This is a genomic window from Chromobacterium sphagni (genome assembly GCF_001855555.1).
Taxonomy (GTDB): domain Bacteria; phylum Pseudomonadota; class Gammaproteobacteria; order Burkholderiales; family Chromobacteriaceae; genus Chromobacterium; species Chromobacterium sphagni.
In genome coordinates this window covers 74,320-95,864 of the sequence record NZ_MKCT01000083.1, presented here as the reverse complement: position 1 = coordinate 95,864, position 21,545 = coordinate 74,320, and the positions used below count along the sequence as shown (strand labels likewise).

21 protein-coding genes and 2 pseudogenes are annotated in these 21,545 nt (G+C 66.2%); 9 read left to right on the top strand and 14 right to left on the bottom strand.

Annotation, left to right across the window (positions count from 1 at the left end):
• Nucleotides 1-28: 28 nt before the first annotated feature.
• Nucleotides 29-589 (bottom strand): murein L,D-transpeptidase catalytic domain-containing protein, encoded by a 561-nt coding sequence (locus BI344_RS21515; protein WP_071114839.1) that lies wholly within the window; start codon nt 587-589, stop codon nt 29-31.
• 44 nt (nt 590-633) lie between these two features.
• Nucleotides 634-924 (bottom strand): hypothetical protein, encoded by a 291-nt coding sequence (locus BI344_RS24190; protein ID WP_139167107.1) that lies wholly within the window; start codon nt 922-924, stop codon nt 634-636.
• 230 nt (nt 925-1,154) lie between these two features.
• On the opposite strand from BI344_RS24190, the gene BI344_RS21510 reads away from it, so the two are divergent.
• Nucleotides 1,155-2,234 (top strand): MBL fold metallo-hydrolase, encoded by a 1,080-nt coding sequence (locus BI344_RS21510; protein ID WP_241499433.1) that lies wholly within the window; start codon nt 1,155-1,157, stop codon nt 2,232-2,234.
• A gap of 269 nt (nt 2,235-2,503) precedes the next feature.
• On the top strand, nt 2,504-3,850 hold the full coding sequence (locus BI344_RS21505) for a chitinase (protein ID WP_071114837.1): 1,347 nt from the start codon (nt 2,504-2,506) through the stop codon (nt 3,848-3,850).
• Nucleotides 3,851-3,973: 123 nt separating this feature from the next.
• On the opposite strand, the gene BI344_RS25580 is transcribed toward BI344_RS21505, so the two are convergent.
• The 4 genes from BI344_RS25580 to aptA all read right to left on the bottom strand — a co-directional run bounded on the left by BI344_RS25580 (nt 3,974) and on the right by aptA (nt 7,879).
• Nucleotides 3,974-4,126, bottom strand: coding sequence for an SRPBCC family protein (locus BI344_RS25580; RefSeq protein ID WP_239690876.1), 153 nt, complete (start codon nt 4,124-4,126; stop codon nt 3,974-3,976).
• A 174-nt stretch (nt 4,127-4,300) separates the two neighbouring features.
• Complete coding sequence (locus BI344_RS21495; protein ID WP_083370330.1) at nt 4,301-4,885, bottom strand: GNAT family N-acetyltransferase; 585 nt, start codon at nt 4,883-4,885, stop codon at nt 4,301-4,303.
• Nucleotides 4,886-4,999: 114 nt separating this feature from the next.
• Nucleotides 5,000-6,493 carry a CoA-acylating methylmalonate-semialdehyde dehydrogenase gene (locus tag BI344_RS21490; protein ID WP_071114836.1) on the bottom strand — a complete coding sequence of 498 codons (1,494 nt, stop codon included), beginning with the start codon at nt 6,491-6,493 and terminating at the stop codon, nt 5,000-5,002.
• Between the two features lie 42 nt (nt 6,494-6,535).
• Nucleotides 6,536-7,879 carry an omega-aminotransferase AptA gene (aptA, locus tag BI344_RS21485; RefSeq protein WP_071114835.1) on the bottom strand — a complete coding sequence of 448 codons (1,344 nt, stop codon included), beginning with the start codon at nt 7,877-7,879 and terminating at the stop codon, nt 6,536-6,538.
• 101 nt (nt 7,880-7,980) lie between these two features.
• Between aptA and BI344_RS21480 the strand changes: the two genes are divergently transcribed.
• Nucleotides 7,981-8,895 carry a LysR family transcriptional regulator gene (locus tag BI344_RS21480; protein ID WP_071114834.1) on the top strand — a complete coding sequence of 305 codons (915 nt, stop codon included), beginning with the start codon at nt 7,981-7,983 and terminating at the stop codon, nt 8,893-8,895.
• A gap of 37 nt (nt 8,896-8,932) precedes the next feature.
• Here the strand turns inward: BI344_RS21480 and BI344_RS21475 are convergent, their stop codons facing one another.
• From BI344_RS21475 to BI344_RS21465, 3 genes and pseudogenes are all read right to left on the bottom strand, one after another.
• Nucleotides 8,933-9,289 (bottom strand): DUF1304 domain-containing protein, encoded by a 357-nt coding sequence (locus BI344_RS21475; RefSeq protein ID WP_071114833.1) that lies wholly within the window; start codon nt 9,287-9,289, stop codon nt 8,933-8,935.
• A gap of 70 nt (nt 9,290-9,359) precedes the next feature.
• A complete protein-coding gene (locus tag BI344_RS21470; protein ID WP_071114832.1) occupies nt 9,360-9,827 on the bottom strand; it encodes a GNAT family N-acetyltransferase in 468 nt (155 codons plus the stop codon).
• Between the two features lie 193 nt (nt 9,828-10,020).
• Nucleotides 10,021-10,437 (bottom strand): annotated as a pseudogene (locus tag BI344_RS21465) (NADPH-dependent FMN reductase).
• Here BI344_RS21465 and BI344_RS26230 point away from each other — a divergent pair.
• The 6 genes and pseudogenes from BI344_RS26230 (at nt 10,387) to BI344_RS21435 (ending at nt 15,662) form a co-directional block, all read left to right on the top strand.
• Complete coding sequence (locus BI344_RS26230; protein WP_083370329.1) at nt 10,387-10,788, top strand: MarR family winged helix-turn-helix transcriptional regulator; 402 nt, start codon at nt 10,387-10,389, stop codon at nt 10,786-10,788. The pseudogene BI344_RS21465 and the gene BI344_RS26230 overlap by 51 nt on opposite strands.
• A 162-nt stretch (nt 10,789-10,950) precedes the next feature.
• Nucleotides 10,951-11,462, top strand: a pseudogene (locus BI344_RS25925) (methylated-DNA--[protein]-cysteine S-methyltransferase).
• A 339-nt stretch (nt 11,463-11,801) separates the two neighbouring features.
• Nucleotides 11,802-13,529, top strand: a complete 1,728-nt coding sequence (locus BI344_RS21450) for an ABC-F family ATP-binding cassette domain-containing protein (protein ID WP_071114829.1) — start codon at nt 11,802-11,804, stop codon at nt 13,527-13,529.
• A 168-nt stretch (nt 13,530-13,697) separates the two neighbouring features.
• Nucleotides 13,698-13,982: a hypothetical protein gene (locus BI344_RS21445; protein ID WP_071114828.1), complete on the top strand. Its 285-nt coding sequence runs from the start codon at nt 13,698-13,700 to the stop codon at nt 13,980-13,982.
• Nucleotides 13,975-14,880, top strand: a complete 906-nt coding sequence (locus BI344_RS21440; RefSeq protein ID WP_071114827.1) for a sensor histidine kinase — start codon at nt 13,975-13,977, stop codon at nt 14,878-14,880. Before BI344_RS21445 ends, BI344_RS21440 begins: the two co-directional genes overlap by 8 nt.
• A 29-nt stretch (nt 14,881-14,909) precedes the next feature.
• A complete protein-coding gene (locus BI344_RS21435) occupies nt 14,910-15,662 on the top strand; it encodes a LytR/AlgR family response regulator transcription factor (RefSeq protein WP_071114826.1) in 753 nt (250 codons plus the stop codon).
• 3 nt (nt 15,663-15,665) lie between these two features.
• On the opposite strand, the gene BI344_RS21430 is transcribed toward BI344_RS21435, so the two are convergent.
• The 5 genes from BI344_RS21430 to pflA form a co-directional block, all read right to left on the bottom strand.
• Nucleotides 15,666-17,315 carry a methyl-accepting chemotaxis protein gene (locus BI344_RS21430; RefSeq protein ID WP_071114825.1) on the bottom strand — a complete coding sequence of 550 codons (1,650 nt, stop codon included), beginning with the start codon at nt 17,313-17,315 and terminating at the stop codon, nt 15,666-15,668.
• A 203-nt stretch (nt 17,316-17,518) separates the two neighbouring features.
• Nucleotides 17,519-17,953, bottom strand: coding sequence for a GNAT family N-acetyltransferase (locus tag BI344_RS21425; protein ID WP_071114878.1), 435 nt, complete (start codon nt 17,951-17,953; stop codon nt 17,519-17,521).
• A 28-nt stretch (nt 17,954-17,981) separates the two neighbouring features.
• Nucleotides 17,982-19,595 (bottom strand): gamma-glutamyltransferase, encoded by a 1,614-nt coding sequence (gene ggt, locus BI344_RS21420; protein WP_277620474.1) that lies wholly within the window; start codon nt 19,593-19,595, stop codon nt 17,982-17,984.
• A 194-nt stretch (nt 19,596-19,789) separates the two neighbouring features.
• Nucleotides 19,790-20,533, bottom strand: a complete 744-nt coding sequence (locus BI344_RS21415) for a copper homeostasis protein CutC (RefSeq protein ID WP_071114823.1) — start codon at nt 20,531-20,533, stop codon at nt 19,790-19,792.
• Between the two features lie 170 nt (nt 20,534-20,703).
• Nucleotides 20,704-21,483 carry a pyruvate formate-lyase-activating protein gene (gene pflA / locus BI344_RS21410; protein WP_071114822.1) on the bottom strand — a complete coding sequence of 260 codons (780 nt, stop codon included), beginning with the start codon at nt 21,481-21,483 and terminating at the stop codon, nt 20,704-20,706.
• Nucleotides 21,484-21,545 lie beyond the last annotated feature (62 nt).

Below are 21,545 nucleotides of genomic sequence, written 5' to 3'. Positions count from 1 at the left end.
GGCCTTTTTGTCCGGAGCAAGGCGGAGTTCAGTGGTGGGAGCAGATGCAGTTGATATAGGAGCCGCCCTGCAACATATTGATCAGCCCGGTGCTGTACTGCAAGTCCACTGCCAGACTGCCGTCCGAGCGGCCCAATATGCCGTGCTCGCGGATATACTGCTGCGAAACATAGGGCGCGCCATGCATGACGATATTGCGCGGCCTCATATTGGCGTTGCCGCGCTCCAGTCCATCCAGCCACAGCGACAGACCCTGGCTGCCGAAATAGGTCTCCGAAGCCCGGCACACGCCCAGGCAGGAGGCGTCGGAACCGGCTTCGTTGGAAAAGGTGTTGGCGCGCATCAGGTTGGCGTCGGCGTCCTTGCCGCGACCGTGGGCCACCAGAAAGCGCTGAGTGCTGTTTTCCAGCGTATCGAATACGAACAGGCGCTCCTCGGTGGAGGGCAGCGCAAAATCCACCACGGCCCAATACATCAGGCTGGCTCGAGGATGCATGCTTTTTTGCACGGCGACCATATCCAGCACGGCGGAATCCGGCAGCCCTTCGCTGCGGCACAAGTGCAGCAATATTTCTTCTATCGCATTCACGATGCGATTCCTTCCATTTGGCCCATAGCCCCCGCCATTCAATCTCAATGCAAATCAAGCCACAACCATTGCCAACCCGACTCTTCCGCCATTATTTCGGCAATAAAAAATGCCCAGCGGCTATTCAGCAATTCCAATCCGGCTTTGATTGTAGGCAAGCGTCCCCCGCACTGCAAGACAGCTAAAACCGGCGGATTACATATAAAAACAAACACTTGATTAGAAATACCGCGTCGAACCCAAAAGAAAATATTCGGAATGCCATTCACCGCAATGAAAATCATCCAGCGTCTTTCTTCGCCGCCATCACCATAAAAATGCCAAATGGAATTCATGGCAATCCAACGACAAGCCGGCAGATTGGAAACCGGCATCGCAGGGCAAACAGACGACGGACTTGACTCTCGCCCGATCAGCCTCAACTAGTATGGATATTGAAGAGGACAGATTCCGGCTCGGCGTCGCGGACCGGCTGACCTTTTTTCACCCCGCCCACGCGGCGAGAACTGGCGAGAACGGAATGAAATCGCTTGGCAAAAAACCCGCAGGCCTGCGCCTGGAAAGAATGAAGTCCTCCCCTCTCTGGACGGACAAGGGCTTTCGCAATCTGCACCCGATCGCGCCCGGTCTGCGCGACCCCAATGTCCAGATGCCCTCGCTGCGCGACTTCCTCTGCGGCGGCGACCGCCGCGTGCCAAGCGGGCCGCTGCCGGCGCACAATCCCCTGGACGATTGGCGCAAGCTGCCCGGTTCCGGCCTGCGCGCCACCTGGCTGGGGCATTCCACGGTATTGCTGGAGATAGACGGCCTGCGGGTGCTGACCGATCCGGTATGGGGGCCGCGCGCCTCGCCCTCCCGGCTGGCCGGGCCCAAGCGCTTCCAGCCGGTGCCGGTGCCACTGCGCCAGATGCCGCCCATCGATCTGGTGCTGGTTTCGCACGACCACTACGACCACCTGGACTACCCGACCATACGCGAGTTGGCCAAGCGCGACGTTCCCTTCGTCACTTCGCTGGGCGTCGGCGCCCACCTTGAGGCCTTCGGCGTGGCGCCGCAGCGTATCACCGAGCTGGACTGGTGGGAAAGCTACCGCCACCCGACTGCCGACCTGACCGTAACGGCAACGCCGTCGCAGCACTTTTCCGGGCGCGGCCTGAAGGACCGCAACGCCACGCTATGGTCGTCGCTGGCCATCCGCACCCCTCGCCACTCGGTGTTCTTCAGCGGCGACACCGGCCTCACCGACGAATTCGCCGTCATCCGCGACAGGCTGGGCGCGTTCGACCTGGTAATGCTGGAAGTCGGCGCCTACCACCCGGCCTGGGGCGACATCCACCTCGGCCCCGACAATGCGCTGAAGGCGCTGGACCTGCTGGGCGGCGGCGCCTTCCTGCCGGTGCACTGGGGCACCTTCAATCTGGCGATGCACGCCTGGGACCAGCCGGCGGAAACCTTGCTCAGCCTCAGCGCCCAGCGCAATGTCCAATTGCTGATGCCCCGCCTGGGCGAAGCCGTCGAACCGTCCCACGCGGACAAGGCGACGCCGTGGTGGCGCGAAGTCGATACGGTAGCCATCGCGCCCGCCGTCGCAGAAACGGATGCCGCCCCCTCCCCGCCCAAGTCCATGCCCTGGCCGCTGGACTGAGCGGAATGGACGGCAGGCGCCGCCTGCCGTCTTTCTGCCCGCCCCCCATCCCAGAACGTCCTCCGATTGCCGCCAGCATCTATCGATACGGCAGCCGATGCGCACGGTTTGCGACACATCAAAAGATAGCATCTGTTTTCTATTGAGTTTTTACTCCAGATGGGTATATTTAGCATTTGCTGACAAATGTCGGCAAATTTATAAACCATTCACTGCGCAAACCAGGCCGCCATGCCGAGCTTGCTGCGCACCGCCGGAGGAAATTCGTGATGAAAACCCTAGCCTCTATCACCACCCTGGCCGCCGCGCTGGCGGCCCTTGCCAGCCCCGGCGCGCAAGCCCGCGCGTTCGCCCCCTATGTCGACGTCACCCTGTGGCCGACGCCGCAGATAGACAAGATAGGCGTCAACCAGGGCATCCAGCAGTTCACGCTGGCCTTCGTCGTCGCCAAGGGCGGTTGCAGTCCATCATGGGGCGGCGTGCTCGCCATTCCCGGCAGCGCAGCCGACCAGCAGCTCTCGGCCATCAAGAGCGGCATCGACAACTTCCGCGCCAAGGGCGGCGAAGTGATGGTGTCCTTCGGCGGCGCCAACGGCACCCCGCTGCAACAGGCCTGCACCAACAACGCCAGCCTGCAGGCGGCCTACCAGACCGTGCTGGACACCTATCAACTGAGCCGCATCGATTTCGATATCGAAGGCGGAGCTCAGACCGACGCCGCCGCCAATCAGCGCAACTTCTCGGTAGTGGCGGCGCTGCAGAAGAGCTACAAGGCCAAGGGCAAGACGCTGCATGTGTCGCTGACCCTGCCGGCCATGCCCTTCGGCCTGACCCAGGACGGCCAGAACGTGCTGAACTCGGCGCTGGGCAACGGCGTGGCGCTGGACGCGGTCAACATCATGGCGATGGACTACGGCCAGAACAATCCGAACATGGGTTTGGCGGCCAAGCAGGCGGCGCAGGCCTTGTACACCCAGCTGGACGCCGCCTACAAGGCGCACGGCCAGACGCTGACCGACGCCCAGCTGTGGCAAAAGGTGGGCGTGACGCCTATGGTGGGCCTGAACGACACCCAGCCGGAAACCTTCACCGTGGCCAACGCCAGCGATCTCTACGGCATGGCCAACAGCAACGGCATCGGCCTGCTGTCGATGTGGTCGATCAGCCGCGACAAGTCTTGCCCCAACAACGGCCACTATGTCGACGCGCAGTGTTCCGGCATCGTGCAGATGCCTTACGCCTTCAGCAATGTGTTCAAGGGCTTCAAGGACCACTGGGGCAGCGGCGTCACCCAGGACCCCAGCTACGGCGGCGGCGACACCGGCGGCGGCGGCCCGGTCAACGGCCAGCCTTGGTCGACCGGCCAGGTCTACAACGCCGGCAATACCGTGAGCTACGCCGGCGCCAGCTGGAAGGCGCAATGGTGGACCCAGGGCGATACCCCGGGCCAGGCGGCGGTATGGCAGCAGCAAGGCGGCGGCCTGCAAGCGTGGTCGGCCAGCACGGCCTACTCCGGCGGCGCTTGCGTCAGCTACCAGGGCGGCAAGTACTGCGCCAAGTGGTGGACGCAGGGCAATGTGCCCAGCGCCGGCGCCCCGTGGGCGCCGGCCAACTGAGCGCGCCGCGCAACGACGAAGCCGGGCGCCATGCCCGGCTTTTTCCCGCCCGCCTCAGCCCGGGATGTCCGGCTCCGCCAGCGCCGCCAACTGGCACAGCGACTGCTGCCAGCCCAGCTAGCACTACTCTGCCGGAATCGCGTCCGGAATCCCCTCCTGCACGATGCCAAGCTCGGCGCCGCACGATGCTGGCGTCAGCATGACGGTGGCGGTCATGCTGCCGGACAGATCAGGATCGTCGAAGCTGTTGGCGTAGCGGATGCGTTCGCCCGCCACCAGCTCCAGCTAGGCGCCGGCAGGAGAAAAGCGCGGTAGATCCGTTCGGGCGGCGCGCGCAGCACGCGGTGCAGACATATGGTGTGGGACATGGCGGCTCCTTGTCGCGGGAAGACATCAGGGAACCACCCCGCCGTAGCACACCGGCATGGCCTTGCCGCCGGGCGGCCGCGCTCAATCCCGCGCCAGACTCAGTTCCATCTGCCAGTCGAACGGCTCCCGCTCCAACTGGGCCGGATGCAGCCAGCGCGCCGGCTCGCAGCCGCAGCGCTCGTAGAACGCCACGGTTTCTATCGCAGAATGCGAGGAGACATACAGCCTGCCTGCGCCCAGCTCCCGTCCGCCGGCGGCGCAGGCCTGCAGCAGCGCGCGGCCCAGTCCCCGGCCGCGCCAGCTCCGCGCCACCTGCAACTCCGTCAGCTGCAGATAGTCGCCTTCCGGCCCCAGCCGTTCGGGAGCGATGGCGGCGAAACCGGCCAGCCGCCCTTGCAGCCTGGCCTCCAGCACCAGTCCGCGCGCGGCGATGCGCGCCAGTTCCCGACACAGCCCGCGCCTCTCCTCATTCGACCAGTCGTCGACGAAGGGCTCCGCCAGCGCCAGCCTGCCGCCTCCGGGCGCGGCGCGGTACACCAGGTCCACCAGCTGGCGCCGCTCGAAGCCGTCCAGCCAATCCGGCGCGATGTCCTGCGGCTTCAGGCGGCGGATCGGCCAGTGTTGTTTCTGCATGGGTTCGCAATCTTTCAGGGTGGCGTCGGGCATCGGTTCGGCTGGCGTTTTTTGCCTGATAGGGACAGTTGGCGATTATCTTCCGCCGGAGCCCAAGATGACACTGGCAGGCAAGTCGCCCCGCCCGGTGCGGGCGGGGTCTCAGGCTTACAGGCTGGGGAAGGCGAACTGCGAGGCCTCGCGGCTGGCGCTTTGCGGCCAGCGCTGGGTCACCGCCTTGCGCCGGGTGTAGAAGCGCACGCCGTCCGGGCCGTAGGCGTGCAAGTCGCCGAACAGCGACCGTTTCCAGCCGCCGAAGCTGTGGTAGGCCACCGGCACCGGCAGCGGCACGTTGATGCCCACCATGCCCACCTCTATCTCATCGGCGAACCGCCGCGCCGCCTCGCCGTCGCGGGTGAAGAGGCAGGTGCCGTTGCCGTACTCGTGGGCGTTGATCAGCGCGATGGCCTGCTGCAGGCTGCCCACCCGCAGCACGCACAGCACCGGCCCGAAGATTTCTTCGCGGTAGATGCGCATGTCCGGCGTGACATGGTCGAACAGGCAGCCGCCCAGGAAGAAGCCGTCCTCATGGCCCGCCACCCGGATGCCGCGGCCGTCCACAAGCAGCTTGGCTCCGGCGGCGACCCCGTCCGCGACATAGCCGCTTACCTTGTCCAGGTGGGCGCGCGTCACCAGCGGCCCCATGTCCAGGCCCGGCGAGGTGCCCGGCCCCACCTTCAAGGCCTTGATCTGGGGAAGCAGCCGCGCCACCAAGGCGTCCGCCGTCTGCTCCCCTACGCACACCGCCACGGAAATGGCCATGCAGCGCTCGCCGCAGGAACCATAGGCCGCTCCCATCAGCGCGCTGGCGGCGTTGTCCAGATCGGCGTCCGACAGGATCACCGCGTGGTTCTTGGCGCCGCCCAAGGCCTGCACCCGCTTGCCGCGCCTGCCGCCTTCGGCGTAGATATACTCGGCCACCGGCGTGGAGCCGACAAAGCTGATCGCCTTGATTTCCGGCGAGGCCAGCAGCGCGTCCACCGCTTCCTTGTCGCCGTGCACCACGTTGAGCACGCCCTTGGGCAGGCCGGCTTCGTGCAGCAGGCGGGCGATGTGCAGCGTCGAGCTGGGGTCGCGCTCCGACGGCTTGAGAATGAAGGTGTTGCCGCAGGCGATGGCCAGCGGGTACATCCACAGCGGCACCATCGCCGGGAAGTTGAACGGGGTGATGCCTGCCACCACGCCCAAGGGCTGGGAATCGCTCCAGGCGTCGATGCTGGGGCCGACATTGCGGCTGTACTCGCCCTTGAGGATGTCCGGCGCGGCGCAGGCGTACTCCACGTTCTCGATGCCGCGCTTCAGTTCGCCGGCCGCGTCCTCCAGCGTCTTGCCGTGTTCCCGGCTGATCAGCGCGGCGATTTCCCGCTCGTCCCGCTCCAGCAGCTGCTTGAAGCGGAACAGGACCTGGGCGCGCTTGGCCGCCGGAGTGTTGCGCCAGGCCGGGAAGGCCACCTGGGCGGCGGCGATGGCCTGCGCCACGGTGCCGGCGTCGGCCAGCGCCAGTTGGTGGATGATTTCGCCGGTGGAAGGGTTGTAGACCGGCGCGGCGCGGCTGCCGCCGCCTTGCAGTTCGCCGTCGATCAGATGTTTCAGTGTGCTCATGGTGCTTGTCTTTCAGAAACGGGTATTCAGGGAATGGCTCGCTCAGCCCAACTGACGGATGGCTTCGCCTACCGCGTCGAACAGGCTGTCCAGCTCCCGCGGCGTGGCGGTGAAAGGCGGGCCGAACTGCAGCGCATCGCCGCCGCAGCGCACATAGAAGCCCTTGCGCCACAAATGCATCGCCGCCTCGAACGGCCGCGCGATGGCGTCGCCGTCGCGCGCGGCCAGCTGGATGGCGCCGGCCAGGCCGCAGTTGCGGATGTCGGCGACCTGCGGCAAGCCCTTCAGGCCATGGATGCCGCGCTCGAAATGCGGCGCGAGTTCCGCCGCGCGCGCCACCAGGTTTTCGTTTTCCAGCAGGTCCAGCGCCGCCAGCGCCGCGGCGCAAGCCACCGGATGGGCGGAATAGGTGTAGCCATGGGTGAACTCCACCGCGTATTCCGGCGTGCGCTGCGCCATGAAGGTGTCGTATATCTCGCCGCTAGCCACCACCGCGCCCATAGGCAACGCGCCGTTGGTCAGCTGCTTGGCCAGGTTCATGATGTCCGGCGTCACGCCGAAATAGTCGGCGCCGAACAGCGCGCCGGTTCGGCCGAAGCCGGTGATGACTTCATCGAAGATCAGCAGGATGCCGTGCTGGTCGCAGATTTCGCGCAGCCGCTTGAGATAGCCCTGCGGCGGCACGATCACCCCGGCGGAGCCCGCCATCGGCTCCACGATCACGGCGGCGATATTGCTGGCATCGTGCAGCTCGATCAGCCGCAACAGGTCGTCGGCCAGCTCCGCGCCGTTTTCCGGCAGGCCGCGGCTGAAGGCGTTGGCCGGCAGCAGCGTGTGCGGCAGGTGGTCGGCATCCATCAGCGGGCCGTACAGCTTGCGGTTGCCGTTGATGCCCCCGAGGCTGGTGCCGGCGATGTTGACACCATGGTAGCCGCGGGCGCGGCCTATCAGCTTGGTCTTGGAGGCCTGGCCCTTCAGCCGCCAGTAGGCGCGCGCCATCTTCACCGCGGTGTCGGCGCATTCCGATCCGGAATTGGTGAAGAACACATGATCCAGTCCGGCCGGCGCCATGCCGGCGATGCGCTGCGCCAGCTTGAACGACAGCGGGTGGCCGAACTGGAAACCCGGCGAGTAGTCCAGCGTCGACAGCTGGCGGTAGGCCGCTTCTGCGATCTCCTGGCGGCTGTGGCCGGCGCCGCAGCACCACAGGCCGGACAGGCTGTCGAAAATCCGCCGGCCGTCGGCGTCGGTCAGGTAGTTTCCCTCGCCGGCGACGATCAGGCGCGGATCCTGCTGGAAATTGCGGTTGGCGGTAAACGGCATCCAGTGCGCGCGCAGATCGAGGTCGGCAAGCTCAAAAGGGGTGCGGGTGGTTTGGGGGTTCATCGCAGGGCACCTGTGGCAGGAGTATGGCCACAGCATGCGCCGGACATTGAGTGAGTTAAATGCTATCTTTCTTATGTTCAGATTCAATTTAACTTAACTATATGAACCGCAAACCGGCGCTGGGCCAGGTCAGCGATTTCGAGATCCGGCTGCTCAGGCTGTTCCGCACCGTGGCCGAATGCGGCGGCTTCTCCGCCGCCGAAGGCGTGCTGGGCATCAGCCGCTCCGCCATCAGCCTGCAGATGGGCGATCTGGAAAAACGGCTGGGCATCCGGCTGTGCCAGCGCGGCCGCGCCGGCTTCTCCCTCACCGACGAGGGCCGCGAAGTGCTGCGCGCCAGCCACACGCTGCTGGCCGCGCTGGAGGACTTCCGCGGCGAGGTGAACCTGCTGCACCGCCAGTTGCGCGGCGAATTAAGCATAGGCATCGTCAACAACCTGGTGACGCTGCCCAGGATGCGCATCACCCAGGCGCTGCGCGCGCTGAGCCAGCAAGGCCCCGACGTGCGCGTCAACATCGGCATGATGACGCCCAGCGACATCGAAACCGGCCTGCTGGACGGCCAGTTGCACGCCGGCGTGGTGCCGCTGATCCAGCCCCTGTCCGGGCTGGACTACCTGCCCTTGTACGACGAGCGCTCGCTGTTGTACTGCAGCCGCGAGCATCCGCTGTTTGGCCGCGCCGACAGCGCCATCGCCGACGCGGACCTCACCGATGCCGATGCGGTAGCCCCCATCTACCGGCTGCCGCCGGAAGCGCAAGCGCAGCAACAGCGGCTCCACGCCACCGCCACCGCGACCGACCGCGAAGGCATCGCCTTCCTGATTCTCACCGGCCGCTACATCGGCTACTTGCCCGACCACTTCGCCGCCGGCTGGGTGGCGCAGGACATGCTGCGCCCGCTGCTGCCGCAGCAATACCGCTACGACGTGCCGCTGGCGCTGGCCACCCGCAAGGGGAGGCGCGCCAATCTGGTGCTGGAGAGCTTTTTGCGTGAACTGGAGGCGACGGGATAGGCAGGCCGCGCACGGCAAGGAGAAACCGTTCAGCCGTTCAGGCCAGCCACAGCAGCGCCAGGCCTATCGCCGCCGGCAGCGCCTGGATATACAGGATTTTCAGGCTGGCGGTGGCCGCGCCGTACACGCCCGCCGCCAGCACGCACAGCAGGAAAAACGCCTTGATCTGCGCGCCCGCCGCTCCCTGGCTCAACCCCCACAGCAAACCCGCCGCCAAAAAACCGTTGTAAAGACCCTGGTTGGCCGCCAGCGCCTTGGTCGCCCGCGCCTGCTCCGGCGTCATGCCGAATACCCTGAGCCCCAGCGGCTTGTCCCACCAAAACATCTCCAGCGCCAAAAAATAAACATGCAGCAACGCGACCAGCGCGATGACGGCATCAGCGGCGAAAGTCATCCATCGTCCTTAGTCATGGCGGTTTAGACAGAACCCGGCCGGCCGCGCGCCCAGCCATCCGCGCATGCGTTCACGCCGGTTGCCATTCCATATACTTGTCCGACGCGGAAAAGCCCGCCGACAGGTACAGGGACTGGCCATCCTCGGTGGCATGCAGCCAAACCTTGGCATAGCCCTTTTCCCCGGCGTGCGCCATCGCTTCGCGCAGAATGGCCTGCGCCAAGCCCTGCCGCCGCTGTTCCGGCAGGGTGTACATATTCAGCAGGTAGGCCTCCTTGCCGGCCGCATTGCCCGGATAGGGCGGTCGGGCAAACACCACCAACGACCCCAGCGCCACTACCCGTCCCGCCCTATCGGCCACCCAGGTGGCGCAGTCGTCGCTGTCGAAAGCCTGCTGAAAGTAGTCTCTGGTGACTTGCAACATCTCAGCGTCTGGTCGGCAGCCGTTCAAATCGACCGCATCGTCGAACAAGCGCATTCGCAGTTGCACGATTTGGTCCAGATCCCGGGCAAGCGCCCGGCGAATGATCGTGTCCATCAGTGGGAGCCCTGGCGTCAAACCGCCCGGTCGGCGGCTGATTGGGATGAATTTTCAGACATCGCCCATGCAGCCGATGTCGCCAAACAAGTCAAAGCGCCACAGTACGCCCGCTGCTCCAGCCCGTCAGCATCATCGATCAACCGGCTGCGGACCGGCATCGGGCAATGCCGCCCAACGCAAGCCCTTTGGCTCAAGCGCCCTCGTTCAGCAGCAGGCTGGCCAGTTCGTCGAACGCCTGCTCGACGGTCGCGGCTTGCCCGGCGAATTCACGGCCCGCTTCGAGCTGGCCGCTGCGCATCGCCTCCTCCGACAACTCAAGGGCAGGCATCGTCGCCGCGACGCGCATCTTGAGGCCGTCGGCCACCTGCCTGAGCTGGGCAGCGCACTTGCCGCCGCCATGCCCGCCGTAGCTCGCGATCACAGCCGGCTTGCCGGGCCATTCGCGGTATAGGTGATCCAGCGCGTTTTTCAATGCCGCCGGTTAGCCCCAGTTGTATTGCGGCGTGACGAAGACGAATCCATCCGCTCCGGCGATTTTCTCGCTCCAGGCCAGCGCATGCTCGCTGGAGTAGACCCCCTGCGCCGGAATGCCGGGCTCGTCCGCCATCGGCAGCTGCGGGAGGCCGGCGTTTCGCTCGACCGCGCGCTCTTTCCCCTGATTGCGCGCCTCGGCGCGGTAGGGCCGATGGGCGTGATGGAGCTTGCCGAGCACGCGGGACGCGACCACACGACAATCAGCCGGCAACTGGCCGCGCTGGAACGGCAGGGCTTGATCGAACGGCGGAGCAGCGCTCAAGACCGGTGGGCGCGCGAAGCCATCCTGACCGGGGATAGCTGGCGCGTGGCGCAGCGCATCGCGGAGGCGCGCGCAGGCTGCTGGGCCAACTGCTCGCCAGCGGGGATGCTGCGGAGTGCGCAGGTTTTGCCCGACTGGCCCGGACAATGGCCGATGGCATGAAAAGCATGCGCGAGAGCGAGCCCGGGGCAGCCGCGCCAGGACGCGCCCGCGGCCAAGCTACGCAAAACGCCAACATCCAAATAGAATGGCTGGATGCCGCATCGAGCCGTCGCACATGCCGCCAATCCTATAGCCACACCTCTCGCCCAACGAAACTGAATCATGAAAACCACCCACGCCGCCTGCCATGGCCTGCTGGACACCCGCTTCGGCCCGGCCGCCGCCTGGCTGGATGCCGACGGCGCGCTGCTGAGGCTGCTGTTCAACCCCGCGCCGGAGCAACTGGCCGAACACGCCGGCCGCCGCGACGACGCCGCGCTGCATTCAGTAGCGCGCCAACTGGCGGAATACCAGGCCGGCCAGCGCCAGGGCTTCAACCTGGCGCTGGCGCCAGCCGGCACGCCGTTCCAGCAACAGGTATGGGCGGCGCTACGGCGCATTCCATACGGCAGCACAGTCAGCTACGGCGAACTGGCCTTGCAACTGGCCACCCTGGCGGCGCACGGGCGGTGGGCCGCGCCAATGCCACCAATCCGATCGCGCTGATCGTGCCCTGCCACCGCGTGCTGGGCGCCGACGGCAGCCTCACCGGTTATGCCGGCGGCCTGCCGCTGAAGGCCGCGCTGCTGCGCTTCGAACTGGAACACAGCGCCCCGCCCGGCCTGTTCGCCTGACCGGCGCGGGCATCGCGCGGATGGCCGCAAGGGTGCCAGGGCCGCGCGGCAGCAGCAGGCCCCCTGTTCAAGCCCGCCGGCCGCCGGCTATACTGCGCGGCCTGGTTTCCCCTCTGATAAAGAAAGGAGGTAAATATGGTTCTGTTTGCGCGCCCAAAAATGTTGGCTCGCCTTTATGGCACATTTGCCTGCTCTTGCCTGCCGTCCATCGCGCTGCGATAAGCGGGTTCGAGCCAAGCCGCGCTCCCCATTTCCAAGAGTTCCTTCTCGACTCACCCGTTGTCGCCAGCGCTCCTGTTGACAGGGACAGACACGTCCCGCGCATAAGCGAGCAAGAGCATGACAACCCTGATTTCCGCGCTTTCCCTCCATCTGGACGCCGGCCATGGCCCGCTGTTCCAAGACCTTTCCTTTACCGTGAAACTGGGCGACCGCATCGGCCTGATCGGTCACAACGGCTGCGGCAAAAGCAGTTTGCTGGGCCTGCTGGCCGGCAGCCGCGAAGCCGATGCCGGCGCGGTGCAATACGCCGGCCAGTGCCGGCTGCAGCATGTCGAGCAGCATCTACCGCCGCGGCTGGCGGGCATCAGCGCGCGCCAGGCGCTGCTGGAAGCCGAACCGCGCCAGCATTGGCGGGTGGACAGCCTGCTGGCTGAACTGGAGCTGGAACAACAGGCCGACACCCTGGTGGCCAGCCTCAGCGGCGGCCAGCACACCCGGCTGCTGCTGGGCCGAGCCGTGTTGCGGCAGCCCAATATGCTGCTGCTGGACGAACCCAGCAACCACCTGGACCTGCCGTCCCTGCTGTGGCTGGAAGACTTCCTGCGCCGCTGGCAGGGCGGCTTCATCCTGGTGTCGCACGATCCTCGCCTGCTGGACAACGCCACCGGCAAAAGCTGGATTCTGCGCGACCGCCGGCTGTACAGCTTCGAATTGCCCTGCAGCCAAGCGCTGGCGGCGCTGGCCGAGATGGACTCGGCCGCCCAGGCCCGCCATGCCGGCGAGCAAAAGGAAATCGACCGCATCGCCGCCAGCAGCAAACGGCTGGCGATCTGGGGCCGCGAACACGACAACGAAAAGCTGGTGCGCAAGGCCAAGTCGATGCAAAAGCGCGTCGACCGGCTTAAGGACGAGCAGACCTTCGTCAGCAGCGGCAGTCCCTGGAAGCTGCAGTTGCAAGGTCAGGCGCTGGCCGCCGACAGCCTGATACGCCTGGATGGCCTAAAGGTGCGCGCCGCGCCGGAACAACCGGCGCTGTTCGATACCGGCGAATTGTGGCTGCGTCCGGGCGACCGGGTGGCGCTGCTGGGCGCCAACGGTGCCGGCAAGTCGTCGCTGCTGCGCCAATGCTGGAGCGATGTGCAACGGGGCGAGGCCGGCCCCGGCTGGGGTTGGCATCCGGCGGCGCGCATCGCCTATTACGACCAGTCGCTGCGCCAGCTGGACGACCGGGCCACGCTGAGCGACGCCATTTACCCGCTTGCGCCGCTGCCCGACAGCGTCCGCCGCCAGGCGCTGATCAATGCCGGCTTCGCCTACCCGCGCCACGGCCAAACCGTGGCCAGCCTCAGCGGCGGCGAGCGCGCGCGGCTGCTGTTTCTGGCCTTGTCGCTGGCCAGCCACCATCTGCTGTGGCTGGACGAGCCCACCAACCACCTGGACCTGGAAGGCAAGCGCGACTTGGCCGAGGCGTTGGCGGGCTTCGCCGGCGGCGTGCTGCTGGTATCGCACGACCGCGAGTTGATAGAACGCGGCTGCAACCGTTTCTGGGCGGTGCGCGATGGCAGCCTGCAGGAATGGCCGGATGCCGAAAGCGCCTATGCCAGCCTGTTTCGCGCGTCGCTTCAGGCCGATGCAGACCTGCCGCCGCGGCAAGGCATAGCGACGCAAGCGCCGCCCGCCGCGGCCGAGCCGCCAACTCAGGCCGAGGCGCAATGGCTGCGCTGGTGCCAGCTGGAAGCCCTGCTGGCGGCGGACCAGGCGCGCCGGCCCAAGCACCAGAAACCGCAGTTGCAACAGCAATGGCGACAGGAGATGGCGCTACTGGAGCGGGAGCTGGGCTTATAAGCGCCCAACGGCGGATGGCGGCGGATCGCTCTGCCGGGCGTTCCGCCGCCCGCCCATCCCGTCAACCGCCATTTCATCCATCGCTTCGTCCATTCCGTCGCAATCCGCTGTCGCCGCGCATGGCCGCCTCCTACAGTCAGGACACACGCACCAACACGGGAGAATCACATGGACCAGCAAAAACACGCGGAAGCGCTGACCGGCCTCGAGGCCGCCAAGCACAAGATAGCCATCTACTGGCAGCTGTATGTAGACTGGCTGGCGGAAATCGGCTGGGGGCGGCTGGCGCTGCTGGCGCTGTTGACCATCATCGCCTGCGGCATACTGGTTCTGCCGGGCCTGGCCGCCTGGCTGATACTGGTTTCCATCTTCGTCAAAATCTTTGTCCGTCCGCGCCGCCCGCCGCTGGCGCTGCCGGGCAAGCCATCGGAGCGGGAGGCGCATCATGAATAGGCCAAGCCACGCCGAAGCGCTGGACGGGCTGGAATCGCTCCGCCAGAAGGCAAGCGTCTACTGGTGGCTGTTTTTCGACTGGGTGGCGCAGGTGAGCTGGGGCCGGCTGGCCCTGATCAGCCTGCTGGCCATGATCATGGGCGGCATCGTCGGCGTTCATGAGCTCACGGTGGTGCTGATCCTGACAGCCATCCTCACCAAGGTGCTGGCCGGCGGCAAGCAAAGGGCGGAGCAGCGCGCCGAGCAGGCGGTGGCGCGCACGGAGCAGGCCGAGAAGCAGGCCGAGGTGGAGGCGCTGCAGCGGCAGTTGGCGGAATCCCGCATCGGCGCGCTGCAGTCGCAGATCGAACCGCACTTCCTGTTCAACACGCTGTCCTCGGTCTGCCAGTTGATGGAAACCGCGCCGGAGCGCGCGCTCGCCATGCAGAAGGCGCTGATCCGCTACCTGCGCTCCTCGCTGCCCCAGTGGCGCGAGTCGCCGGGCGAAACCAGCCTGGCCCAGCAGCTGGAACTGTCGCGCGCCTTTCTCGACATCATGCAGCTGCGGATGGAGGAACGTCTGCAGGTGAGGCTGGAGGTGCCGGAATCGCTGCTGCAGGCCCGCTTTCCGGTGATGATGCTGCAAACCCTGGTGGAAAACGCCATCAAGCACGGGCTGGAGCCCAAGGCCGATGGCGGCGTCGTCGCGGTGAAGGCCAAGGTGCTGGACGGCAGGCTGCGGCTGACGGTGTGCGACGACGGCGTCGGCTTCCCGGAACAACCCGGCCAGGGCATGGGGCTGGCCAATATCCGCGAGCGGCTGGCGCTGCTGTACGGCGAAGCGGCCGAGCTACTGCTGGAAGTGCGGCCGGAAGGCGGCACCCGCGCCACCATCGCGCTGCCATTCGCGCTGACCTGACCCTTACCGCAATCGACAGGATATCCGGAATGACCTCACTCACCGCCTTGATCGCCGACGATGAACGCCTGATGCGCGAACAACTGCGAATGGCGCTGCAAAGAGTATGGCCCGAGCTGCAAGTCGTGGCCGGGGCGCGCGACGGCGCCGAAGCGGTGGCGCTGGCGCGCCGCCACCGCCCGGACCTGGTGTTTCTCGACATCACCATGCCGGTGCAAAGCGGCATCGCCGCCGCGGTGGAGCTGAATGGCGAATACCCGGTGGTATTCGTCACCGCCTACGACCAGTACGCGGTCAAGGCCTTCGAGGAAGGGGCGATAGACTATCTGCTCAAGCCGGTGGACGACGACAGGCTGGAGCGCACCCGCCAGCGCTGGCGGCAAAGGCAGATTTCGCTGCCGGCGCAATGGCAGGCCACACTGCAGCAGTTGGGCCGCCAGCTGGAAAAACCGGATTATCTGCGCTGGATACGCGCCTCGGTCGGCAACAGCCTCAGGATGATCAGCACCGGAGAAGTGCTGTTCTTCCAGTCGGACGAGAAATACACCCGGGTGCAGACCGCCGGTTGCGAGGCTCTGATCCGCATGACCATCAAGGAGCTGCTGCCGCGGCTGGATCCGGACGAATTCTGGCAGGTGCACCGCGCCACCCTGGTGCGGGTGGACGCCATCGAGCAGGTGCGCCGCGACGATGGCCAGCGCGGCATGCTGCTGCAATTGCGCGGCCATCCGCAGCCGCTGGAGGTGAGCCGCGGCTACGCCCACCTGTTCCAGCGCATGTAGCCGTCAATCCAGCTTGAAAGCCATGGTGGTCTGCTGCAGCTGCTCCGCCACCATCGCCAATTCGCGGGTGGCCTGCGAGAACACATCCACCGCGATGCCGTTTTCCTTGGACATCTGGGCGATGGCCTCCACCCGCCCGGCCAGTTCGGTGCTGGCCTGGCGCTGCTCGCGCATCGCCGAGGCGATTTCGCCGATGGCGTTCACCACTTCCGCCGCGCTGGACTCCACCGTGCTGATGGTGGCCGACGCGTTCTCCGCCGCCACCACCACGTCGGCCACGATCTGCCGGCTGCTGCGCATGCCGTCCACCGCCTCGCGCGCGCCCTCCTGGATCTTGCCTATCATCTGGGTGATCTCGGTGGCGGAGCCGGTGGTGCGCTCGGCCAGCTTGCGCACCTCGTCGGCCACCACCGCGAAGCCGCGGCCCTGCTCGCCGGCGCGCGCCGCCTCGATCGCCGCGTTCAGCGCCAGCAGATTGGTCTGATCGGCCACATCCTTGATCACGGTGGCGATGCTGCCGATCTGCTGCGCCTGATCGGACAGCGACTCCAGGCTGTCGGCCGAACGGGTGACGCTCTCATTCACCTTCTTCACCTGCACCGTGGAATCCTGCACGTCGCGGTTGCCGGCCTTGGCCTGATGGCCGGCCTGGCTGGCCTGCTCGTTGGCCTGGCCGGCATTGCTGGAGCACAGGTCGATGCTGACCGTCAGTTCCTCGATCGAGGCCGCCGCGCTGGAAGTGGCGTTGACCTGCTGGCCGATGCTGGCGCTGACCTGCTCGGTCGACGCCGCCAGTTGCTCGGAGGTGGCGGCGACATTGGTGGCCGCGCGCATGATCTCGCCCACGGTCTTGCGCAGCCGCTGCTGGGTATCGGCCAGCGACTGCATCATGCCGGCGATCTCGTCCTTGCCCAGCGGGCGGATTTCGCCGTTCAGGTCGCCGGTGCCTATCCGCACCATCGCCTCGCCGGCGGTTTTCAGGCTGCCGATGATGCCGTTCTGGATCGCCAGCCCCAGGCCGGTCAACAGCACCAGCCCCACCACCAGCACCGAGATGGCCATGGCGCGCACGCGCTGGTACTGCGCCTGGGCGTCGTCCAGCGCCTTGTCGGCCAGCTTGATGTTGATGTTGGACAGCTCGGTCAGGATGTCGTCGGCGGCGGTGAACAACGGCCGGCACTCCTTGGCCATGATGGCCAGCGCCTTCTTGTTGTTCTCGCCGTTGCCGGTGTCGGTGTAGCTCAGCTCGCGCACTTTCTTGCACGGCGCGTTCATCGCCTCCCAGGCGGCGTCGAAGCGCTTGAGCGCGTCCACCTCCGGCGGCGTCAGCTCGGTCTTGCGGTATTGATCGAGGAAGCCCTTCATATTGGCCTCGAACTTGTCGCGGTTGACCTGCACCTGGTCCATCACCGGCTTTTCGCTCTCGGCGATATAGCGGTAGTCGGCGCGGCTGACATAGCTCGCCTGTTTGCCGGCCTGGCCCAGCCAGTACACCGGTTTCAGCATATTGTCGTGCATGTCGGTGGTCAGTTGGAACATGCCGCTGGTGCCCATGATGCCGTTGATGCCGATGATCAGGGCCGCGGCGATGCCGAGGAGAATCAGACCGAAGATTTTGGCCCGGATGCTGAATTGGGCAAGCAGATATGTCACGGTACGCTCCAGCCACTTAAGGTAGATTTACCTAAGTGTTTTAGTTGAAGCTAGAACCAATCACCAAGCATTACTTGCCCGGATTTTCTCTTGCCGAATGAAAGCGGCGCGGCATGGCGAGCCACGCCGTTCTCCAGCGCGATTGAGCGTTGGCCGCGCTGGAACCCGCCCTGTCTAGCGGCGGCCAGCCGCCCGGCAAGCGCTCAAGCTGGCTCAGCCTCGAAACGCTTGTGGTAGAACACCCGGCTGTGGCCGGGCGGGTAGTCGGCCAGTTCGGCGAAGCGCTGGTAGCCCAGTCCCTCGTAAAACGCCGGTGCCTGGAAAGTGAAGGTGTCCACCCAGGCCCCGACGCAGCCGCGGGCGCGGGCTTCCGCCTCCGCCTGCTCCATCAGGCGGCGGCCCAGCCCCTGGCCGCGCGCGGCGGCCGGCGCCGCCAGCAACTGGACATACAGCCAGCCAAAATTGGTATAGCCCCACAGGCCGCCGGCCACCTGGCCCTCCTCATCTTCCAGCCGGATCACCAGCGGCCGGTGATGGCTTGGCCCCGCCTGCCCTTCGTTGTACTGCGCCAGCGGCGCGACGATCTGCGCCAACACCGCGTCATCCGCCACATCGGTCAAAACTGCCCTGAACGGCATGCCGCCCTCCATCTCTCGCTGATTTTCCTTATTTCACCACGATGCCCACCCCGCGGCCGCGCGGATCGGAGGCGGTTTCCGCGACCTCGCCATCCACCCTCACCGCCTGGATGTCGCCCATCCGCCAGCCCTGGTCCCTCAGCGCGTAACCCATGGCCTTCAACTCATCCGCCGCCGCGCCGGTCAGCGGCGCGTAATCCTCGTAGAAGATGGTGTCCTTGGGCAGCAACTGGTGATGAACGCGCTGCGCCGCCACCGCCTGGGCCAGCGGCATATTGAAGTCATACAGATTGTTCAGCACCTGGAAGATGGAGGTAAAGATGCGCGAGCCGCCGGGCGTGCCTATCGCCAACGTGACCTTGCCGTCGCGGGTGACGATGGTGGGCGCCATCGACGACAGCATGCGCTTGCCGGGCTGGATCGCGTTGGCGTCCTTGCCCACCACGCCGAAGGCGTTGGCCACGCCCGGCTTGGCGCTGAAATCGTCCATCTGGTCGTTGAGCAGGAAGCCGGCGCCCTGCACCACCACGCCGCTGCCAAAGTCGAAATTCAGCGTGTAGGTGTTGGCCACCGCATTGCCCCAGCGGTCGACAATGGAGAAGTGGGTGGTCTGACGCGTTTCCAGGCCGGGCCTGACGTCCGGCGTGGCCGAGATCGCCAGCGGATTGATCTCGGCGGCGCGGCGCGCCAGGTAAGCCGGGTCGGTCAGCTCGGCCAGCGGCACCTTGGCGAAGTCCGGATCGCCCAGGTAGTCGGCGCGGTCGGCGAACACCCGCTTTTCTATCTCGGCCAGCAGGTGAATGTAGCGGGCGGAGTTATGCGCGACGCCGGCGAAATCGGCGGCGCGGTCCTGCTTGATCGCCAGCAGCTGCCAGAGCGCGATGCCGCCGGAGCTGGGCGGCGGCGCGGTGTAGATGATGTTGCCGCGCCAGCCCATGCTGATCGGCTCGCGCCAGCGCGCGCGGTAGTCGTTGAGATCGTCGGCGCCGATCAGGCCGTTGTCGCGCTTCATTTGCGCCACCAGCAGTTGGGCGGTCTTGCCCTGGTAGAAGTCAGCCGCGCCGTAGCGCGCGATGCGCTTCAGGGTGGCGGCCAGTTCCGGCTGGCGGAAAGTCTCGCCGGACTTGAGCTTGCCGAAATATCTGGCGAAATTGGTCTTGCCGGCAAACAGCCTCACTGCCTCGCCGCGGTACTGGTATTGCTTGGGCGCCGCGGTGAAGCCATGCTCGGCGTAGCCTATCGCCGGCGCCAACAGCTGCTGCCACCTGAGCTTGCCGAAGCGCTGGTGCGCCTGCCACATCCCCATCACCGTGCCCGGCACCCCGGCGGCGCGCGCGCCGACCAAGCTCAGATTCGGAACCACCTGGCCCTTGTCGTCCAGATACATGTTCCGGCTGGCGGCCTTAGGCGCGGTTTCGCGGTAGTCGAGGAAATACGGCTTGCCGCCCTGGTACAGCGTCATGAAGCCGCCGCCGCCGATATTGCCGGCCTCCGGATAGGTGACGGCCAGCGTGAAGGCGGCGGCCACCGCGGCGTCCACCGCATTGCCGCCGTCCTTGAGGATTTGCGCCGCCACCGCGGCGCCGTATTGATCGGGCGCGGCGACGGCGGCCTGGCCGGCCAGCGCCTGGCTGCTGACGATGAGCAGGCAGCAACTGCTGGCGGCGATATGGAACCAGCGCGCGGGGGACGGGCAGACATGGCTTCTCCTCCAGTTTCAGGCGGACGGTTTTATTCTTATGACATTTATTGCGTAAATATTCCAGGCTTTTTGACTATCTCGGTCGCAGCAATCGGCGCCGCCTGTCCGCTCAACGCGGCGCATAGGCGCGGAGACTACGCCGCCGCGCCGTTTCGCAGCAGCCGGCGCACCTCCTCTGTCGAGGTTTCCTGCCACGCGTATTCGTCGGTCCCCGGCGCCCCCATGCCAAGCCCGGGCTGGCGGTATCGCATGCGGCTTTCAATGCCTGCCCGCGCCGAGGCGTGAAACTCCCGGCAGCCGGTCAGCCGCCGCAACTCGGCGATATTGTCGGCCCGCACTCCGGCGCCGGGCATCACCGCCAGCCGCTCGCCGGCCTGTTCGCGCAGCTGCCGCAGCAGAGCCGCGCCCTGCAGCGCGGACGGCGCCTGGCCGGATGACAGCAAGCGACGGCAACCGGCGGCGATCACCTCCTCCAGCGCTTGCGCGGGATCGCGAGCCATGTCGAAGGCGCGGTGGAAGGTCGCCGCCAGCGGGCCGGCCAGCGCCAGCAGTTGGCGGGTGCGCGCAACGTCGACATCGCCATCGGCGCCGAGCAGGCCCAGCACCACCCCGTCCATGCCCAGCCGCCGGCACTGTTCAATGTCGCGCGCCATCAGCTCGCACTCCAGCTCAGAATAGAGAAAATCGCCGCCGCGCGGCCGGATCAGCACGTGCAGATCGATATCCAGCTTTTCCCGCGCCAGCGCCAGCATGCCGTAGGAAGGCGTGGTGCCGCCCTCCGGCAGGTTGTCGCACAGCTCGACCCGCTGCGCGCCGCCTTTCTGCGCCGCCAGCGCCGAGGCCAGCGAGCCGGCGCAGACTTCCAAAATCATCGTCATCTATCGCTCAGCCTTTCTGATTTCAAAACCATCGGGGGGACGGACCTCGCCTGCGTCCTCGCCATCCGAATCACGCGCCGCCACCAATGACCCGGCACAGACAAACGCCGCCCGCCCGGTTCAGGGCTAGCGGCATTTTTCAATAGCGGCAAGACGGCATCGCGCCCGCCTCAGGTCACCTTCATCCCGCGGCTGGCGAACAGCGCGCGCGCATGCGCCACCTGCTCCGCAGTCGGAATCGGCGTATCGGCCAGCTGGTACTCCACGCCCAGCTGCGCCCACTTGTCCTTGCCCAGCTGATGGAAGGGCAGCACTTCCAGCCGCTCCACCACATCGCCCAGCTCCGCGACGAAATCCGCCAGTTTTTCGATGTCGGCGTCGCCGTCGGTGACGCCCGGCACCAGCACATAGCGTATCCACATCTTCTTGCGCAGACGCTGCAGGCGCCGGGCGAAATCCAGCGTCGGCTGCAAGGGCTGGCCGGTGAGGGCCTGGTATTTGTCGGGGTCGGAATGCTTGATGTCCAGCATCACCAGATCGACATCGTCGAACCATGCGTCCGCCACGCGCTCGTGCAGGAAACCCTGGGTGTCCAGCGCGGTGTGCAGGCCATAGCGTTGCTTGATCTGGTGGAACAGCTCGCCGACGAACTCATGCTGCATCAAAGGCTCGCCGCCCGAGATGGTGACGCCGCCGGCAAACTTCAAAAAGCGCGCGTAGGAGGAGACTTCGGACAGCGCCTGCTCCACCGTCACCTGGCGGCCATTGTGCAGCTTCCAGGTGTCCGGATTGTGGCAATACAGGCAGCGGAACTGACAGCCCGAGGTGAAAAAGACAAAACGCATGCCGGGGCCGTCCACGCCGGCGCCGCTCTCGGTGGAGTGCAGATAGCCTATGGTTTCGGCGTTAAGGGATGCTTCGGTGTGGTCAGCGGCAATAGGTGGGGTCATGCCGTATCTCCGGTGAATCTTGTGAAAAGCGGGGCGTTCCTGTCGAACGGCCCCGCCATTGA

Bases quoted from the DNA above. Each gene is read 5' to 3' on its own strand.
- BI344_RS21445 (WP_071114828.1), top strand. From the start codon at position 13,698: ATGGACCAGCAAAAACACGCGGAAGCGCTGACCGGCCTCGAGGCCGCC.
- pflA (WP_071114822.1), bottom strand. From the start codon at position 21,483: ATGACCCCACCTATTGCCGCTGACCACACCGAAGCATCCCTTAACGCC.
- BI344_RS21475 (WP_071114833.1), bottom strand. From the start codon at position 9,289: ATGACTTTCGCCGCTGATGCCGTCATCGCGCTGGTCGCGTTGCTGCAT.
- BI344_RS21480 (WP_071114834.1), top strand. From the start codon at position 7,981: ATGAACCGCAAACCGGCGCTGGGCCAGGTCAGCGATTTCGAGATCCGG.
- BI344_RS21490 (WP_071114836.1), bottom strand. From the start codon at position 6,493: ATGAGCACACTGAAACATCTGATCGACGGCGAACTGCAAGGCGGCGGC.
- BI344_RS21415 (WP_071114823.1), bottom strand. From the start codon at position 20,533: ATGACGATGATTTTGGAAGTCTGCGCCGGCTCGCTGGCCTCGGCGCTG.
- BI344_RS21440 (WP_071114827.1), top strand. From the start codon at position 13,975: ATGAATAGGCCAAGCCACGCCGAAGCGCTGGACGGGCTGGAATCGCTC.
- BI344_RS21510 (WP_241499433.1), top strand. From the start codon at position 1,155: ATGAAGTCCTCCCCTCTCTGGACGGACAAGGGCTTTCGCAATCTGCAC.
- aptA (WP_071114835.1), bottom strand. From the start codon at position 7,879: ATGAACCCCCAAACCACCCGCACCCCTTTTGAGCTTGCCGACCTCGAT.
- BI344_RS21425 (WP_071114878.1), bottom strand. From the start codon at position 17,953: ATGCCGTTCAGGGCAGTTTTGACCGATGTGGCGGATGACGCGGTGTTG.
- BI344_RS24190 (WP_139167107.1), bottom strand. From the start codon at position 924: ATGAATTCCATTTGGCATTTTTATGGTGATGGCGGCGAAGAAAGACGC.
- BI344_RS21435 (WP_071114826.1), top strand. From the start codon at position 14,910: ATGACCTCACTCACCGCCTTGATCGCCGACGATGAACGCCTGATGCGC.
- BI344_RS21505 (WP_071114837.1), top strand. From the start codon at position 2,504: ATGAAAACCCTAGCCTCTATCACCACCCTGGCCGCCGCGCTGGCGGCC.
- BI344_RS21450 (WP_071114829.1), top strand. From the start codon at position 11,802: ATGACAACCCTGATTTCCGCGCTTTCCCTCCATCTGGACGCCGGCCAT.
- BI344_RS26230 (WP_083370329.1), top strand. From the start codon at position 10,387: ATGCTCGCTGGAGTAGACCCCCTGCGCCGGAATGCCGGGCTCGTCCGC.
- BI344_RS21470 (WP_071114832.1), bottom strand. From the start codon at position 9,827: ATGGACACGATCATTCGCCGGGCGCTTGCCCGGGATCTGGACCAAATC.
- BI344_RS21495 (WP_083370330.1), bottom strand. From the start codon at position 4,885: ATGCCCGACGCCACCCTGAAAGATTGCGAACCCATGCAGAAACAACAC.